This window comes from Hyalangium versicolor (assembly GCF_020103695.1).
GTDB lineage: Bacteria > Myxococcota > Myxococcia > Myxococcales > Myxococcaceae > Hyalangium > Hyalangium versicolor.
Window position 1 is genome coordinate 99,752 of the sequence record NZ_JAHXBF010000027.1, and the last position, 14,395, is coordinate 114,146.

The 14,395-nt window shown below is 67.5% G+C and carries 10 protein-coding genes; 6 read left to right on the forward strand and 4 right to left on the reverse strand.

What is annotated here, in order from left to right:
- The first annotated feature begins 104 nt into the window (after positions 1 to 104).
- Positions 105 to 953 (forward strand): formyltetrahydrofolate deformylase, encoded by an 849-nt coding sequence (purU, locus tag KY501_RS41885; RefSeq protein ID WP_224369641.1) that lies wholly within the window; start codon positions 105 to 107, stop codon positions 951 to 953.
- A 28-nt stretch (positions 954 to 981) separates the two neighbouring features.
- On the opposite strand, the gene KY501_RS41890 is transcribed toward purU, so the two are convergent.
- Positions 982 to 4,854 carry an ELWxxDGT repeat protein gene (locus KY501_RS41890; RefSeq protein WP_224369643.1) on the reverse strand — a complete coding sequence of 1,291 codons (3,873 nt, stop codon included), beginning with the start codon at positions 4,852 to 4,854 and terminating at the stop codon, positions 982 to 984.
- Between the two features lie 223 nt (positions 4,855 to 5,077).
- Between KY501_RS41890 and KY501_RS41895 the strand changes: the two genes are divergently transcribed.
- The 5 genes from KY501_RS41895 (at position 5,078) to KY501_RS41915 (ending at position 10,574) form a co-directional block, all read left to right on the forward strand.
- Positions 5,078 to 5,278: a microviridin/marinostatin family tricyclic proteinase inhibitor gene (locus tag KY501_RS41895; protein ID WP_224369644.1), complete on the forward strand. Its 201-nt coding sequence runs from the start codon at positions 5,078 to 5,080 to the stop codon at positions 5,276 to 5,278.
- Between the two features lie 24 nt (positions 5,279 to 5,302).
- Positions 5,303 to 6,331, forward strand: a complete 1,029-nt coding sequence (locus KY501_RS41900; RefSeq protein WP_224369646.1) for an MvdC/MvdD family ATP grasp protein — start codon at positions 5,303 to 5,305, stop codon at positions 6,329 to 6,331.
- Positions 6,328 to 7,302 (forward strand): MvdC/MvdD family ATP grasp protein, encoded by a 975-nt coding sequence (locus KY501_RS41905; RefSeq protein WP_224369648.1) that lies wholly within the window; start codon positions 6,328 to 6,330, stop codon positions 7,300 to 7,302. The genes KY501_RS41900 and KY501_RS41905 overlap by 4 nt, the downstream gene beginning before the upstream one ends.
- Before the next feature lie 67 nt (positions 7,303 to 7,369).
- Entirely contained in the window at positions 7,370 to 8,218 is an 849-nt protein-coding gene (locus KY501_RS41910; protein ID WP_224369650.1) for a hypothetical protein, read from the forward strand.
- A gap of 70 nt (positions 8,219 to 8,288) precedes the next feature.
- A complete protein-coding gene (locus tag KY501_RS41915; protein WP_224369652.1) occupies positions 8,289 to 10,574 on the forward strand; it encodes a CocE/NonD family hydrolase in 2,286 nt (761 codons plus the stop codon).
- 12 nt (positions 10,575 to 10,586) lie between these two features.
- On the opposite strand, the gene KY501_RS41920 is transcribed toward KY501_RS41915, so the two are convergent.
- The 3 genes from KY501_RS41920 to KY501_RS41930 all read right to left on the reverse strand — a co-directional run bounded on the left by KY501_RS41920 (position 10,587) and on the right by KY501_RS41930 (position 14,388).
- Positions 10,587 to 11,849 carry a hypothetical protein gene (locus tag KY501_RS41920; RefSeq protein ID WP_224369654.1) on the reverse strand — a complete coding sequence of 421 codons (1,263 nt, stop codon included), beginning with the start codon at positions 11,847 to 11,849 and terminating at the stop codon, positions 10,587 to 10,589.
- A gap of 163 nt (positions 11,850 to 12,012) precedes the next feature.
- Positions 12,013 to 13,116 (reverse strand): glycoside hydrolase 64/thaumatin family protein, encoded by a 1,104-nt coding sequence (locus tag KY501_RS53780; protein ID WP_304608702.1) that lies wholly within the window; start codon positions 13,114 to 13,116, stop codon positions 12,013 to 12,015.
- A gap of 255 nt (positions 13,117 to 13,371) precedes the next feature.
- Entirely contained in the window at positions 13,372 to 14,388 is a 1,017-nt protein-coding gene (locus tag KY501_RS41930; protein WP_224369656.1) for a trigger factor, read from the reverse strand.
- Positions 14,389 to 14,395: the final 7 nt, after the last annotated feature.

The following is a 14,395-nucleotide window of genomic DNA, read 5'->3' on the forward strand; positions in this document are numbered from 1 at the left end:
GCGTGGCACGATGGCGCCATGCGTCAGGTCGCGGACAGTCCTCGTCGGAATCCTTTCCCCTCACCGGTACCTGGAGCCCACGCTCGGGCCGAGACCCATTCAACATGACCACACCTCCTCGCGCGGTTCTTCGCATCACCTGCCAGGACAGACCTGGACTCGTCTCCGAGGTCTCCGGGCTGTTGTTCAAGCTGGGGCTGAACATCCACCACGCCGATCAGCACCTGGATGCGGAGGCCAACCTCTTCTTCCAGCGTATCGAGTTCCCCGTTCCGGATGGCTGGGACCGCGTGCGTGAGGATCTGACGCAGGCGTTGGGGCGGCTGGGCATGCAGTACTCCCTGCGCATCCTGACCGAGCGGCTGCGCGTGGCCGTGCTCATCTCCAAGCATCCGCACTGCGGGCTGGACATCCTGGATCGCCACCGCACCGGAGAGCTTCAGTGCGAGGTGCCGGTGGTCATCTCCAACCATGCGGACCTGGGGCCGGAGATCTCCCGGCGGGGCTACACGTTCGTCCACGAGGCCATCGCAGGGAACAAGGTGGATCAGGAGCGGCGCATCCTGGCGCGGCTGGCCGAGGAGCGCATCGATCTGGTGGTCCTCGCCCGGTACATGCAGATCCTCACGGGGGCGTTCGTCGCCGCGCATCCGAACCGGATCATCAACATCCATCACAGCTTCCTGCCGGCGTTTGCGGGTGCCGAGCCCTACCGCCAGGCGTTCCGCAAGGGCGTGAAGCTGGTGGGGGCCACCAGCCACTACGTCACCGAGCAGCTGGACGAGGGGCCGATCATCGCCCAGGGCGTCACGCGGGTGTCGCACCGGGACACGGTGCAGGACATGGAGCGCAAGGGGCGCGACCTGGAGCGCGTGGTGTTGGCGGAGGCGGTCCGGTGCCACCTGGAGGACCGCATCATCGCCTACGGCCACAAGACCGTAGTCTTCGAGTAGGCACCTCTTTCGGGAGGTGGGGTTCCCGTTACCGAGAGAGTCGACGGGAGCGCTGTCCCAGCCACGCGGTTCCTGCGAGGAGCAGGAGCCACACGCTGTTTCCTGCACTGCCTTGGCTCGGGCTTCCTGAGGTGCAGGCGCAGCCTCCAGGATCTGTGGGAGCGGGAGTGGGGTCGATGGCGATGGGGCGCACCGTGACAGGGAAGGCGCACTCGGTGGTCAGGCCCGCCTCATCCCGAGCGGTGACCCTGACGGAGGTGGTGCCGAGCGGGAAGCGGCTGCCGGAGGGCTCGCTGTAGGCCAGCTGCGGGGAGGCCGTCACCAGGTCGTGCGCGGATGCGGCTGGGTAGGTGATGGTGGCGCCCGCGGAGTCCTGTGCGTCAACTGTCACCTCTGAAGGACAGACGAGGGTGGGCGGAGTCGTGTCCTGCACCGTGACGGTGAAGGTGCAGGAGGAGGCATTGGCCGCTTCGTCTTGGGCCATCAGGGTGACGGAGGTGGTGCCGAGCAGGAAGATCGTGCCTGACGGGTGGCTGATGGAGGGCTCGGGAGCTGGAGTGACATCGTCTACGGGAGTGGCGAGTGAGAAGGTGACGGCTGCGCCCTGAGCGGTCTGCGCTTCGGCCGTGATCGATGGCGGACAGGTGACTGCAGGCGGCGTGGTGTCCTGCACTGCGAGGGTGAAGTGGCACGTGGTGGAATTACCTGCACCATCCTTGGCCGTCACGGTGATGTCCGTTGTCCCGAGCGGGAACAGGGTCCCCGAAGCCTGGCTATAGGCCAACTGAAGCGAACCACTCACGGCATCGGAGGCGGTGGCCAGCGGGTAGGTGACGAGTGCCCCCGACGCACTGGTGGCCTCCGCGACGCTCACGTCCGGACAGATGATCGTCGGCTTTGTGGTGTCCCGCACGCTCACGGAGAATGAGCACGAAGCCGTGTTGCCAGCCGCGTCCTGGGCCGTGACGGTGACGGTCGTGCTCCCCAGCGGAAACCATGTCCCCGAAGCCTGGCTGTAGGAAACGATCGGGGGCTCAGAGGCGTCATCCGTCACCGTCGCGGGTGGATAGTCGACGAGCGCGCCCGAGGCACTCGACGCCTCCACCTCAAGAGAGGCCGGGCAGGACACCGCCGGCGGTGTGGTGTCCACCCAGGTGTCGATCGATATCCGCCACAGCTCGAAGCCCGCCGTGCCATCGTTGGCAACGAAGAAGAGGGAGTCCCCCATCCGGGTGAACTGGCGGGGGTTCGAGGAGTAGGGCCCCGGGGCAATATCCGCCAGACGCCGGGTCCCTGCCTCCGTTCCATCTGACACCCAGGGCTCCATGCCGGACGTTCCATCCGACGCGGCGAACACCACCAGCCCCTCCGGATCCAACACCAGCATCCGCTGATTGGCCATGCTGTCACCAGGCCCGGGATGGATGTCCTTCACGCGCCAGGTGCCCTCGGTCGTCCCGTCGCTGCGCCACAGCTCGGTGCCCCCTACCGCATCCGTGGCCTGGAACAAGAGCACCCCGTTGACCTCGGTGAGGTACCTCGGGTTGAAGTTCCCCGTTCCCGCCGGAAGCGCCTTCACCTGCTGCGTGCCAGCGGCGGTGCCGTCGCTCCGCCAGAGGTTGCGAACGGTGTTGCCCTCGGCGGCGCTGAAGTACAGCACCCCATCGTGCAACGCGAGATCGCCCGGCCAGCTGCTACCCGTCGGCCAGATGTTCTTGATGAGCTGGGTGCCGGCAGCAGTGCCATCACTCCTCCACAGCTCGATGTCATTCGTCGAGGAGGGGCCATACCCGGCGAAGTAGAAGAAGCTGGGGGTGACGGCCGAATAGGAGAGCTGGGGAGTGGCGGTGCTCATGGAGGACGTGCCCGCGGTGGTACCGTCGGTCTGCCAGAGCGTCGTGCCGGAGCCCGCTGTGGCGCCGAAGTAGACCTTCCCGTTGAACTCCACATAGCCGTTGTTCATGGAGTTGCTGGTGCTGCCCTGCCAGATGTCCTTGAGCAGCCGGGTCCCCGTGGTCGTTCCATCGCTCACATACGGTTCCAGGCCCGTCACGCCGTCATCCGCGATGAAGTGGAGCCTGCCACCCACGACCTGCGCATACTGGGGATAGCTGTACCGTGTGCCTGAGGCGATGTCCTTGACGAGCTGGGTGCCCGCAACCGTGCCGTCGGTCTTCCACAACTCCTGGCCATGGGTGGAGTCCGTGGGGTTGAACAAGAGGGCCCCATTCAGCTCGACCATGAATGAGGGGCGGGAGCCCGGCCAACTCGAGAGGAGATCCACGAAGAGCTGCGTGCCGGAGGCAGTGCCGTCACTCACCCAGATCTCGCGATCGAAGCCCTCCACATCCGCGGTGAACCAGAGCTTGTTCTGGAACACGGTGAGGGTTTCGGGATTGGAGTCCGCCGAGCCTTGGAGGATGTCCTTCACCAGACTCGTGCCCGGAGTCGTGCCGTCGCTCCGCCAGAGTTCGAGCTTCGAGACGCCGTCATCCGCGGAGAGGAAGAGCTGGGTGCCCGTAGCGGTCAGCAACGTGGGCGTGGAGCCGGTGCTCCCCGACCAGATGTCCTTGACCCGCACCGTGCCCGCGGTGGTCCCATCGGTCTTCCACAGCTCCCGGCCCGTCGAGCCATCCTCGGCGGTGAAGTAGAGCACTCCGCCCAACACCGTCAGCTCCTGGGGGACGGAGCTGGAGGTGCCCACCCAGATGTCGCTCACCCGCTGCGTGCCCGCCGTCGTCCCGTCGCTCTTCCAGAGTTCGGTGCCGACCGCGTCGCTCGCGCGGAAGTAGAGCACATTGCCCGCGACCACCAGCTCCTCGGGCCAGCTGTTGGCCCCTCCGGCGTTGATGTCCTTGACCAGCCAGGTCGAGCTCCCATCCGTGGCCCACAGCTCGTAGCCGGTGAAGCTCCCCGCCACCTTGCTCGTGGTCACGAAGAAGAGCGTTCCCCCCATGGCCGTCAGCGACTTGAGCGCGACGCCATCGGATGGATCTCCGGGGGTGGGATCAAAGACGAGCCGCGTCCCAGCGTCGGTGCCATCGCTGGTCCACAGGGAGCTGCGGGCCGTCGGATCGAAGCCGACGAAGAAGACACGGTTGCCCATGCTCGTGAGACTGCCGGTGACGTATCCGCTCGTGGTGCTGGGGGCGATCTCCTTGACGAGCACGGTGCCCGAGTTGGTGCCATCGCTCTTCCACAGCTCCGAGCCCGTGGTTGCCGTGGAGGCGGAGAAGAAGAGCAGGGAGCCCGCGGCGACGAAGTCCTTGAGCGAGGAACCGGTGGTGCCCGGGGAGATGTCCTTGACGAGGACGGTGCCCTCCGCGGTTCCGTCGCTGCGCCACAGCTCGGGCCCCTCACCGGGGGTCGTCGCGGAGAAGTAGAGCACTCCGTTGACGTTCGTCAGGTTCGCGGGACTCGAGCTGAGAGGGCCGGGATAGATTTCCTTGACGAGGACGGTGCCCTCGGCGGTGCCATCACTGCGCCACAGCTCGTATCCACCGCTGCCGCTATTGGCGGAGAAGAAGACGAGTCCTCCCACGGCGGTGAGGCCGGTCGGCGAGGAGCCCTGGGTGCCGGGAAAGATGTCACGGACGAGCTGGGTGCCGGCGGCGGTGCCATCGCTCTTCCACAGCTCGCGCCCGCTGCTGGCTTCCTGCGCGACGAAGAAGAGGGTGTCGCCGACCGCCACGAGTTCAGAGGGCGCGCTCCCGGTGTTGGCGCTCGCCGCCTGGCGCAAGTCTCGGACGAGGGTGGGTTCCTGGAACTTCAGCGCGGAGGACTTCGCGCCGCGCAGGTCAGGGGCGAGATCCGCGACGGTCTGCTCCGAGCACCCTCCCACCCAGAAGAAGATGGCTGTGAGCCAGAGCAAGCACCTTCGGGCATGACCGATGTTTCGCATTTCCCCCTCTGGGACCGACGAGCCCATGGAGCCCGTGACGTGTCACGCACTCTACATGGGTTCGGGACGAGGGAAGAGCCTGAGCGGGCAGGGAGCCGTGCTGGCGCACCCTGGCCGTCACACCCGCGTTTTGCGCAGTCGGACCTGAACGAGGACACGGGGCCATTCACGGAGCCCGTGCCTCGGACAGCCGCCTGGTGGGCAGGCGGCAAGGAGACACGTGATGAAAAAGAACGCAGCGGATCAAACGCAGCAGGGCACGAAGCCGTTCTTCGCGCGGCTACTGGAGGCGCAGGAGCTCGAGAAGGCCGCGGGTGGCCGTCCCCTCGTCTACGCGACCAAGAAGTTCCCCTCGGACTGCGATGAGGCCGTCACCCTCAAGTACCCGTCGGATGGTGACGACGACATCCTCTTCGACAAGTAACCCCGTGTCCTGAGGCTCCTTCCCATGTTCCCCGCTCGCGATATCGTCCTGCTCTTCACCCACAGCGGTGACCACTACACGGTCGACCGGGTCGCGCAGGAGGTGTCGCGGCGGGGAGCTCTTCCCCTGCGCATCGACACGGATGGTTTTCCCTCCGAGGTGTCGCTGACGACGGCGGTGGAGCCAGGGCGGAACGCGGTGACGCTGCGCACGTCCTCCGGAGAGGTTCCGGGGGACGCAGTCCGCGCGGTGTGGCTGCGCCGCCTGGCTCCTCCTCGGATCGACGAGGCGTTGGATCCCGTCTGGCGCCAGGGCTGCATGGCCGAGTCGGTGGCGGCGCTCGAGGGCTTTCTGGAGGGGTTGGAAGCGGCGGGGTGCCGCTTCATCAATCCGCTCGGAGCCGGACAGGCGGCCACCCACAAGCTGAAACAACTCCGGCTGGCGCGCTCGCTGGGGCTGGAGGTGCCTCGCACGCTGGTGAGCAATGACCCGGCTCGGGTGCGCTCCTTCTTCGAGCGCGTCGAGCACCGCATGGTGGCCAAGATGCTGACGCCCCTGAGCCAGTCCATGGAGGCAGGGCCATCCTTCGTTTACACGAGCGTCATTGGACCCGAGCACCTGGAGGAACTCGAAGGGCTTCGCTACAGCCCCATGGTGTTCCAGGAGCGCATCGACAAGGCCCGCGAGCTGCGTGTGGTCATCGTCGGCCGGCGGTGCTTCGTGGGAGCCATCAACGCCTCGGGTTCAGAGGCAGGGCAGGTGGACTGGAGGCGGGCCGCTCCCGGGGAGTGCGGCTGGGAGCCAGGTGAACTGCCTCAGGCGGTGGCTGTTCGCCTGCAACGCATGGTGGCGGCGCTGGGGCTGGTGTACGGCGCCGCGGATCTCATCGTCACACCGGATGGAAGGCATGTCTTCCTCGAGGTGAACCCCGGGGGAGAGTGGGGGATGCTCGAGCACGAACTCGGTCTGCCCATCGCCGCGGCCCTGGCCGAGGCGCTCGTTGCCGAAGAGAGGCTCCCCCGACAGCCGCAGCCTGCTCAGGAGAGCCCATGACCATCCTCATCGTGACCCGCTCCGACGACCTCGGGGCCTCTGGCGCCGTGACGCGTGCCCTTCAGGCTCGCGGCGAACAGGTCTACCGGTTCGACACCGATCTGTTCCCCACCCAGCTCCAGCTCGTGCTCGATGAGCGGGCGGGAGGCCGCATCTCCGGCCCCGAGGGCGTGCTCGAGCTGGGAGACATCTCCTCGGTCTGGTACCGCCGCAGCGCCATGGGAGGACGGCTCCCTCGGGAGATGGATCCGCAGTTGCGCCGCCCCTCGGTGGAGGAGAGCCGGCGCCTGGTGTTCGGGATGCTCGCGGCGCTCGGGGTCTTCCAGCTCGATACGCTGGAGCGCGTCCGGCGCGCGGAGCACAAGCCGCTGCAGCTCGAGCTGGCACGCTCGCTGGGCATGGAGGTCCCTCGCACGCTGATGACCAATGATCCGGAGGCTGTGCGAGCCTTCGCCGCGAGCTGCCCGGAGGGCGTGGTGGCGAAGATGATGTCCTCGTTCGCCGTCTACGACGAGCAGGGGCAGGAGCAGGTGGTGTTCACCACGCCGCTGGAGGCCAAGGACCTGGAGGATCTGTCGGGGCTGGAGCTGTGCCCGATGACCTTCCAGGAGCGGCTGGAAAAGAGACTGGAGCTTCGCGTCACCGTGGTGGGGGACCGGGTGATGGCGGCGGCGATCGACTCGCAGCGGCTGCCGGGAGCCCGCGAGGACTGGCGCCGCGAGGGTCTGGCGCTGATCGGTGCGTGGCAACCCTACACCCTGCCCGAGCCGATGGAACAGCAGATCCTTGGGCTGATGGAGGCGCTGGGGCTCAACTACGGAGCCTTCGACTTCATTGTCACGCCCGAGGGGCGGCATGTGTTCCTCGAGGTGAACCCGGCGGGGGAGTTCGCGTGGCTGACGCGGCACCCGGGCCTGCCCATCGCCGAGGCACTGGCGGACGTCCTGGCAGGGTGCGCGGCGCGTCGTTGAATATTTCCGCCCGGGTTCCGTTCAAGGGGCGCCTACTCCACTTCTTCCTTCTCGTGGCGGCGTCCCCATGATCGCTCGAATCCTCTCCGTGTTTCTCCTGTTGTCCGTGTCGTTTGTGGCTGCTCCTGCTCAGGCCGATTGGAATCGGAATGACGGCACCAAGAAGAGACCGAAGGCGGATTCCGGCTACGATGACGAGTACGACAAGGATTCGAAGAAAGAATCGAAGAAAGAATCGAAGAAGGAAGAGGCCGCGGAGGCCGCGGAGGACTCCAGTCGTGAGGACGAGGCTTCCGAGTCTGAGTCCGAGTCCTCGAGCTCCAAAGAGGGCCGCGGCTTCGCCTTCGGAGCCCGCCTCGGGTTCGAGTTGCCGTTTGGCAGCACGGCGGGGTCAGACAGCGGTGATCAAACCTCCAAGCTGGGTGACTTCGTCAACAGCGGTATCCCGGCGCAGATCGACGTGGGGTACTTCCTCGACTCCCATCTTTATCTCGGTGGCTCCTTCCAGTACGCCCTGCTGCAGATCGACCAGGGGTGCCCCAGCGGTTGCAGCGCCAGCCAGTTGCGCATCGGCGTCAACGCCAACTACTTCTTCAAGCCGGGAGGCAAGGTGAACCCCTGGCTGGGTCTGGGCATCGGCTACGAGTCGCTGACGATCAGCGAGGAGGAGACCCTCTTCGGCGAGACCTTCAGCGCCAGCATCACGATTCGCGGGATCGAGTTCGCCAATCTGAACGGAGGGGTGGATTTCCAACTGAGCAAGGACGTGTCGGTGGGCCCCTTCGCGACCTTCACGGTGGGGCAGTACATTGGAGGTAGCACCACCATCTTGGGCGAGTCGGAATCCAACAGCATCGAGAACAAGGTGTTTCACTTCTGGCTCATCGGTGGGGCGCGGGTCCTCGTCCGGTTCTGATCGATTACCACTTGGGAATCCGCTCCAGTAGGCTCGCATCCCCTTCGAGCCCGTGAGCCAGGATTCATCCATGTGGAAGTCGTTCCTCGTCGCCTCGCTCTGGTTGGCGGTTGTCCCCGTGGCAGCCGCCCAACCGTTCGACCTCTCTCCCTCCGTCATCGATGACGAGGTCGCCCTCGGTCAGGCCATGCCTGGGCTCGCGACCCAGGTGCTCTCCAGCTACAAGGAGAGCGATCGCCAGAAGTATCTCGACCAGTTGTTCCGGGTGCAGTGGGTCGCGGGTCGCCACGCGGACGCGAGCAAGACGCTGGCTACCCTGAAAGCGCTGCGGGCGGGCAGTGCCTCCCCACAGACCCGAGCGCTCAATGTCCAGTATGAGGTCCTCGCCAAGGCCCGGCTCCTGGCCACGCAGGGCGAGGAGCCCGTGCCCTTCGACGAGGCCCTGGCTCAGGCGTTCCGAGAGACCTTTGCCCGCCTGGACGACCGGACCTCTGCGCTGGTGATTCGCGCCCTCGGCGTCGATCCGGCCGCCTTCCGGCCCGCCTTGCGCGAGGCGCTGGAGAAGCAGAAGGGCAAGAGCTCCATCTCGCTCGCCGACGCGCTGGCGTTGATCCGCGCCTATCAGGTCGAAGCGGCCTTCCGCGAGCTCGCCCCGCGGGTGGCACCCCTCATCGCCGAGGATGATGCCCGCCGCTATGTCATCGAGAAGGACATCCCCGTTCGCACCCCCGAGGGCGCGACGTCTTGCGTCCTGGTGGTGCGCCCGCGCTCGGCTTCGGGCCGGCTGCCCGCGCTGCTCAACTTCACCATCTATGCGGACCCCAGCACGCTCTTCGCCGAAGCCCGGCGGACCGCCTCCAACGGCTATGCCGGCGTCGAGGGCCTCACGCGCGGCAAGGGATGCAGCCCCGACCAGCCCGTGCCCTATGAGCATGATGGCGTGGATGCGGCCGCCGTCATCGATTGGATCAGCACGCAGCCCTGGAGCGATGGCCGCGTGGGCATGTTCGGAGGCAGCTACGAGGGTTTCACCCAGTGGGCCGCCGCCAAGCACCTGCCCAAGGCGCTCAAGGCGTTGATGCCCTCGGTGACGGCGGCTCCCGGAATCGACGTGCCGATGGAAGGCAACGTGTTCCAGAGCTTCGTCTACTACTGGCCCTTCTACACCACGAACAACAAGGCCCTGGACAATGCGCCCTCCGACGACCGCGCCCGCTGGTCCCGGATGAACCGAGAGTGGTACGTCAGCGGCCGCTCCTACCGCTCATTGGATCAGATCGACGGGACGCCCAATCCCTTCTTCGATCGGTGGCTCGAGCATCCGGCCTATGACGCCTTCTGGCAGTCCATGATCCCCTACGGAGACGAGTTCTCCCGGATCCGCATCCCTGTGCTGACCACCACCGGCTTCTACGACGATGCCCAGATCGGCGCGCTCTACTACTTCATCCAGCACCACGCGCGCGCCCCGGGCGCCGAGCACTACCTGCTCATCGGTCCCTATGACCACATCCGAGGCCAGCGGGGGACGATCACCCGCTTGGGAGACCCGCTCAAGGTCCTCCGGGGATACGAGACAGACCCGGTGGCGCACGTCGATCTCGGAGAGATCCGCTACCAGTGGTTCGACTTCGTCTTCAAGGGCCGGCCGAAGCCCGCACTCCTCAAGAACAAGGTGAACTACGAGGTGATGGGCGCCAATACGTGGAAGCACGTTCCGTCACTCGCGGCCATGAGCAACCAGACCGTGCGGTACTACCTCTCCGCGGCGCGCTCCGGAGACACTTACCGCCTCAGCTCTCGCAAGCCCGAGGACGATGCCTTCATCCCCCAGACGGTCGACCTCGCGGATCGCACCGATGTCGATCGCATCTCTCCCGGCGGGAGCATTGTCGACAAGGAGATCGACACCTGGGACAGCCTCGCGTTCGTCAGCGATCCGCTCTCGAAGCCCGCCGAGCTGAGCGGCCTGTTCTCCGCGCGGCTCGACTTCGTCGCCAATCGCAAGGACCTGGACTTCTCTATCTCCCTCTATGAGCTGACACCCAAGGGAGAGTACGTCTCGCTCTCGTACTACATGGCTCGCGCCAGCCACGTGAAGGATCGCACCCGGCGTCAGCTGCTGGAGCCCGGTCAGCGCGTGCAGTTGGACTTCCAGAGCGGACGGTTGACCAGCCGCAAGTTCCAGAAGGGCAGCCGGCTCGTCGCCGTGCTCGGCGTCATCAAGCACCGCGGTGCCCAGATCAACTACGGCTCTGGCAAGGACGTCAGCGATGAGACCCTCGCGGACGGCAAGGAGCCCCTGAAGCTCCAGTGGTACGGGGACAGCTTCATCGATGTCCCGTTCTGGAAGTAGCCGGGCCCTGGCTCAGACGAAGAACAGCTCGAAGACCTGGAGCCGCAGCAGCTGGTAGGCGGACTCCAGCACCCGCTGGATCTCCCCCTGGCCGAACAGCTTCCGCGCCGACTCCTTGCGATCGCTCGAGGCGCGCAGCAGCAGCGTGCACACCTGGCGGTTCGTCAGCCGCGGGTTCACGCGGCGCAGCTGCGCCACCAGCGTGCCGAGCTGCTGCACCGTCAGCCCCGCGATCATCACCTGCTGCTCCGTGCCCTCCTCGGGGTGGATCCCCACCGCCAGCACCAGCGGGTGCACCAGCAGCGAGCGGGAGACGTTCGGGTTGTACGGAATGCCCAGCCGCTCCATCTCGGCCAGCAGCGGGCCCGTGTCGTGGCCCGGCACCACCGGCTGCACCTTCGCCGCCTCGTAGGCCTTCAGCACGTTCTCGTAGCGCTGCATGGCCTCGCGGCCCGCGGGGCTCGCGTGGAAGGCGACGAAGGCGTTGTGCACCTCGCCCATCAGCGTGTACAGCAGCGAGGCATCGTCCACGTCCGGCGAGTGGCCCAGCGCCACCGCCATGCGAGCGCGGCGCTCGGGGACCTTGCTCGGCTCCTGCCACACCTCGAAGGTGAGGGAGGTCTCGCTCATCACCAGCGACAGGTTGACCACGCCCAGGCGGGCCGCCGGCGTCTTCAGGAAGCCGCTCAGCCGGTTCTCCACATCCGCCATGCCGTGCACGAGCCGGTCGACCAGCGCGCCGCGCAGACGCGTGCGGCCATCAACGGCCTCCTGAGAGGAGCGGCCCGAGGCCTCGCGCTCGGCCACCTGGCGCTGCCGCTGGAGCTCCGGAGCGGACGCCGGCGTCAACTGCGGAGCCGCGCGAACCGGGGCCTGCTGCGGCTGCGCCTGCTGCGCCATGCCGGGCCGGGCAGCGCCCTCGCCCTGGAGCACGGTGAGCCGGCTGCGCATGCGCGGCTCGCTGGTATCCGGGGCGCGCTCGAAGCCACCGTCGCTCGCGCCGAGGGCACCGCCCTCGTTCCTCTCGAGGCCGTCCGAACCCTCGGCCCCTTCCTGGCGCTTGGCGCCCTGGGCCCCTCCGGCCTTGCCGCCACCGGAGGCCTTCGCCGTGGCTCCACCCGAGGACGTCTTGCTGGCGCCGGGCTTGTTCTCCTCCCGCTTGGCCTGCTCCTGCCGGGGCGCCTGAGCCGGGACGTTGCTTCCCGGGACGCCAGGGCGCTGGATGCCCGGCTGTGCCATCGGAATCGCCGCCTGTCCCATTCGAACGCTGCTCATGGTGGATGCCTTTTCGGTAGGAGGTACGCGCTTCTATTGAGCAAGAGGCGTACCAGGGGCTTACCTGGGAGCAGCGGACGGGAAATCAAGGGGTTGGGAGGAGCCCCCTGGTGACGGGAAGCAGGGCCCTGGTGACTGGGGACAGGGCCCTGGTGACTGGGAACTACTCCAGGTCCTTCAGGTGGACGGTCAGGTTGCTGCTGCTGGTGCCCAGGGTGCTCGCGTCATCCCAGGGGATCACGTAGCCCTGGTCCGCGCCCACCTTCTGGCGGTAGTAGTCCACCACTCCCTGGTCCACCACGTTGGAGGTGGTGGTCTTCTTGATGCCGTACACGTTGCCGGCGTCATCCTTGGCCTTGATGGAGTCCGGAGCCGAGGCCAGCAGGTTGTCCATGGTGCCGGAGACCTTGCCGCCGCTGTCCGGCGCGATGGTCATCGCGGCGTTGGCGCCCTCGATGTAGCTCACGTCGTAGAAGGTCTGGTTTCCGCCGCCATTGAACTTCACCTCGCCCAGGGTGGCGTTCTTGCCGTCGCCGTTGGCGCTGCGGAAGTTGCCGCACCAGCCCTCGGGGAAGTCCACGGTGGTCGTCTCACCCGGCTTCAGGGTGAGGGGAGGGATCTCCTTCTCCCCGGCGTTCGGGGTGAAGTTGATGGTCATGTCCGACTTGCCATCGTTGGTGAAGGTCATCGTCCGCTCGCCCTTGGGAGCGCCGTTCGAGCCGGAGACGGCCTTGGCCTCGCTCGGGGCCTCGGGAGCAGAGGTCGGGGCCGCCGCCGCGGGGGCCTGAGCCGCCTGGGCCGCCTGAGCCGCCGCCGGAGCAGCGCCCGCCTCGGCCGCCAGCGCCGGATCGCCGCCCTCAGCACCGGCCAGGTCCGGCACGCCGCCCAGGTCGCCACCGAGGTCCGGTACGCCGCCCAGGTCCGCACCCGCATCGCCGCCCAGGTCCGGCACGCCGCACTGCGCCGCCCCGCCCGCGCCCGAGAGCCCCTGAGCGCCCCCGCTCAGCTCGCTGCCCAGCATCTTCACGGACTGGGCGAGCAGCTCGGCCACCTGCGTCAGCATCTTCACCGTGGCCTCGAGCTGGCCGCCCTTCAGACCACCCGGGGCGTCAAAGCCATCGCTCGACAGCATCTTCTTCAGGGCCATGCCCTGGTCCGGCTGCCGGGCCTCGGCGCGCTGCAGGCGGGGCGTGGCGGCCTCGCTCGGAGCGGACACGCCCGTGGTAGCGAAGGTGGGCCGGGAAGAGACAGGAGAGATGGAGGACATGGCGTTGCTCCTGGAGGACGGAAGGGGGTGGATGACGGGAAGAGGGACGGGGGCTCTTCGACGGGGGGGAGGTACGGGGCTTCTTGACGGGGAGCCACCCTCGGTGGCTTGCGGTTCAGGGATAGAGCATGAGGTGTGCCAAGGTGCCCAGAGGGCCTTCCCGAGGGAGAACCGGGGGGTTGGAGGCCCGGAGGGGGCCTCGATCTGGTGACTCCCGTGCTCGGAGGGGTGACAGCTGTCACCACCCGGCCGGGATCAGGGCTCCTCGAAGCGAAGCTGGGCCCGGCTCATGACGTACTCGACGGCCATCAGGTGCCAGGCCACCTGATCGATGTAGGCCAGGTGCTCGGGCTCGGTGCGCAGGGACTCGGCCACCTGCTCCAGCGTCAGCCCGGCGGCGGCGGCGCGCTCTCGGAGCAGCCGCTCCACCCGCTCCTGGGTGAGGGTGAGCCCCTCCTGCCGGCAGATGGCGCCCAGGGCCAGGGCCAGCCGGAGCCGCTGCTCTACCTGGGTCCGGGTCGTCTCGTCCCGCAGCCAGGAGTCCAGGGACTCGCGCTGCTCCTGCTCGGAGAACTCCAACTCGCGGACGGCATGGCCCTCGCTGGCATTCCAGCAGCGGCGGATCTCCTCGTCGATGAGTTCGGCGGGGATGCGCACCCGGGTGCGTGAGGCCAGCTCCTCGAGGATGCGCTGTTGGCCCTCGAGCAGCAGGAAGTCCGCGGCCTCGGCCACCATCTGCTCGACGATGGTGCGCGTGGCCTCCGCCACCGTCTGGCCCCGGCCGAAGGCGTGGAGGAACTCGGGGCTCTCCAGCGAGGGGTACGTCACCTCGCGTGCGGCCTGGATGTGGATCAGGAAGCGCGCCGGGCGGCGGCGCAGCGCCGGCAGTGGGTAGTCCGGCGGCAGGGGGATGTCCACCACCAGCCCCTCGTTGGGCTTGTGGCCGATGAGCGCTGCGTACAGGCCGGGCAGCGTCGGCTCGTTGTCGTGGGTGAGCCACACGCCCTTGCGGACGCTGAAGGGGATGAGCCGGCCGTTGGAGTAGGCCGCCAGGTCCAGCAGCACCTCGTCCCCGTGGACGATGGCCTCCGTGGGGGTGCGGTAGCGCTCGGTTGCGTGGGCGCGGGCCAGCTCGAGGAAGCGCTGCCGGACATCGTCCGCCGTGAAGCCTCGGGGGGAGGGGAGGGTGACGGAGAGCCCCTCCAGGGAGGGCGCCCGCACCTCGGGCAGACGGCTCTTTTCACTCAGCTCGGTCACGTTGAGGGGATCCATGGTGTTG

Excerpts from the sequence above, each read along its gene's own strand:
- purU (WP_224369641.1), top strand. The coding sequence starts at position 105 with ATGACCACACCTCCTCGCGCGGTTCTTCGCATCACCTGCCAGGACAGA.
- KY501_RS41890 (WP_224369643.1), bottom strand. The coding sequence starts at position 4,854 with ATGCGAAACATCGGTCATGCCCGAAGGTGCTTGCTCTGGCTCACAGCC.
- KY501_RS41895 (WP_224369644.1), top strand. The coding sequence starts at position 5,078 with ATGAAAAAGAACGCAGCGGATCAAACGCAGCAGGGCACGAAGCCGTTC.
- KY501_RS41900 (WP_224369646.1), top strand. The coding sequence starts at position 5,303 with ATGTTCCCCGCTCGCGATATCGTCCTGCTCTTCACCCACAGCGGTGAC.
- KY501_RS41905 (WP_224369648.1), top strand. The coding sequence starts at position 6,328 with ATGACCATCCTCATCGTGACCCGCTCCGACGACCTCGGGGCCTCTGGC.
- KY501_RS41910 (WP_224369650.1), top strand. The coding sequence starts at position 7,370 with ATGATCGCTCGAATCCTCTCCGTGTTTCTCCTGTTGTCCGTGTCGTTT.
- KY501_RS41915 (WP_224369652.1), top strand. The coding sequence starts at position 8,289 with ATGTGGAAGTCGTTCCTCGTCGCCTCGCTCTGGTTGGCGGTTGTCCCC.
- KY501_RS41920 (WP_224369654.1), bottom strand. The coding sequence starts at position 11,849 with ATGAGCAGCGTTCGAATGGGACAGGCGGCGATTCCGATGGCACAGCCG.
- KY501_RS53780 (WP_304608702.1), bottom strand. The coding sequence starts at position 13,116 with ATGTCCTCCATCTCTCCTGTCTCTTCCCGGCCCACCTTCGCTACCACG.
- KY501_RS41930 (WP_224369656.1), bottom strand. The coding sequence starts at position 14,388 with ATGGATCCCCTCAACGTGACCGAGCTGAGTGAAAAGAGCCGTCTGCCC.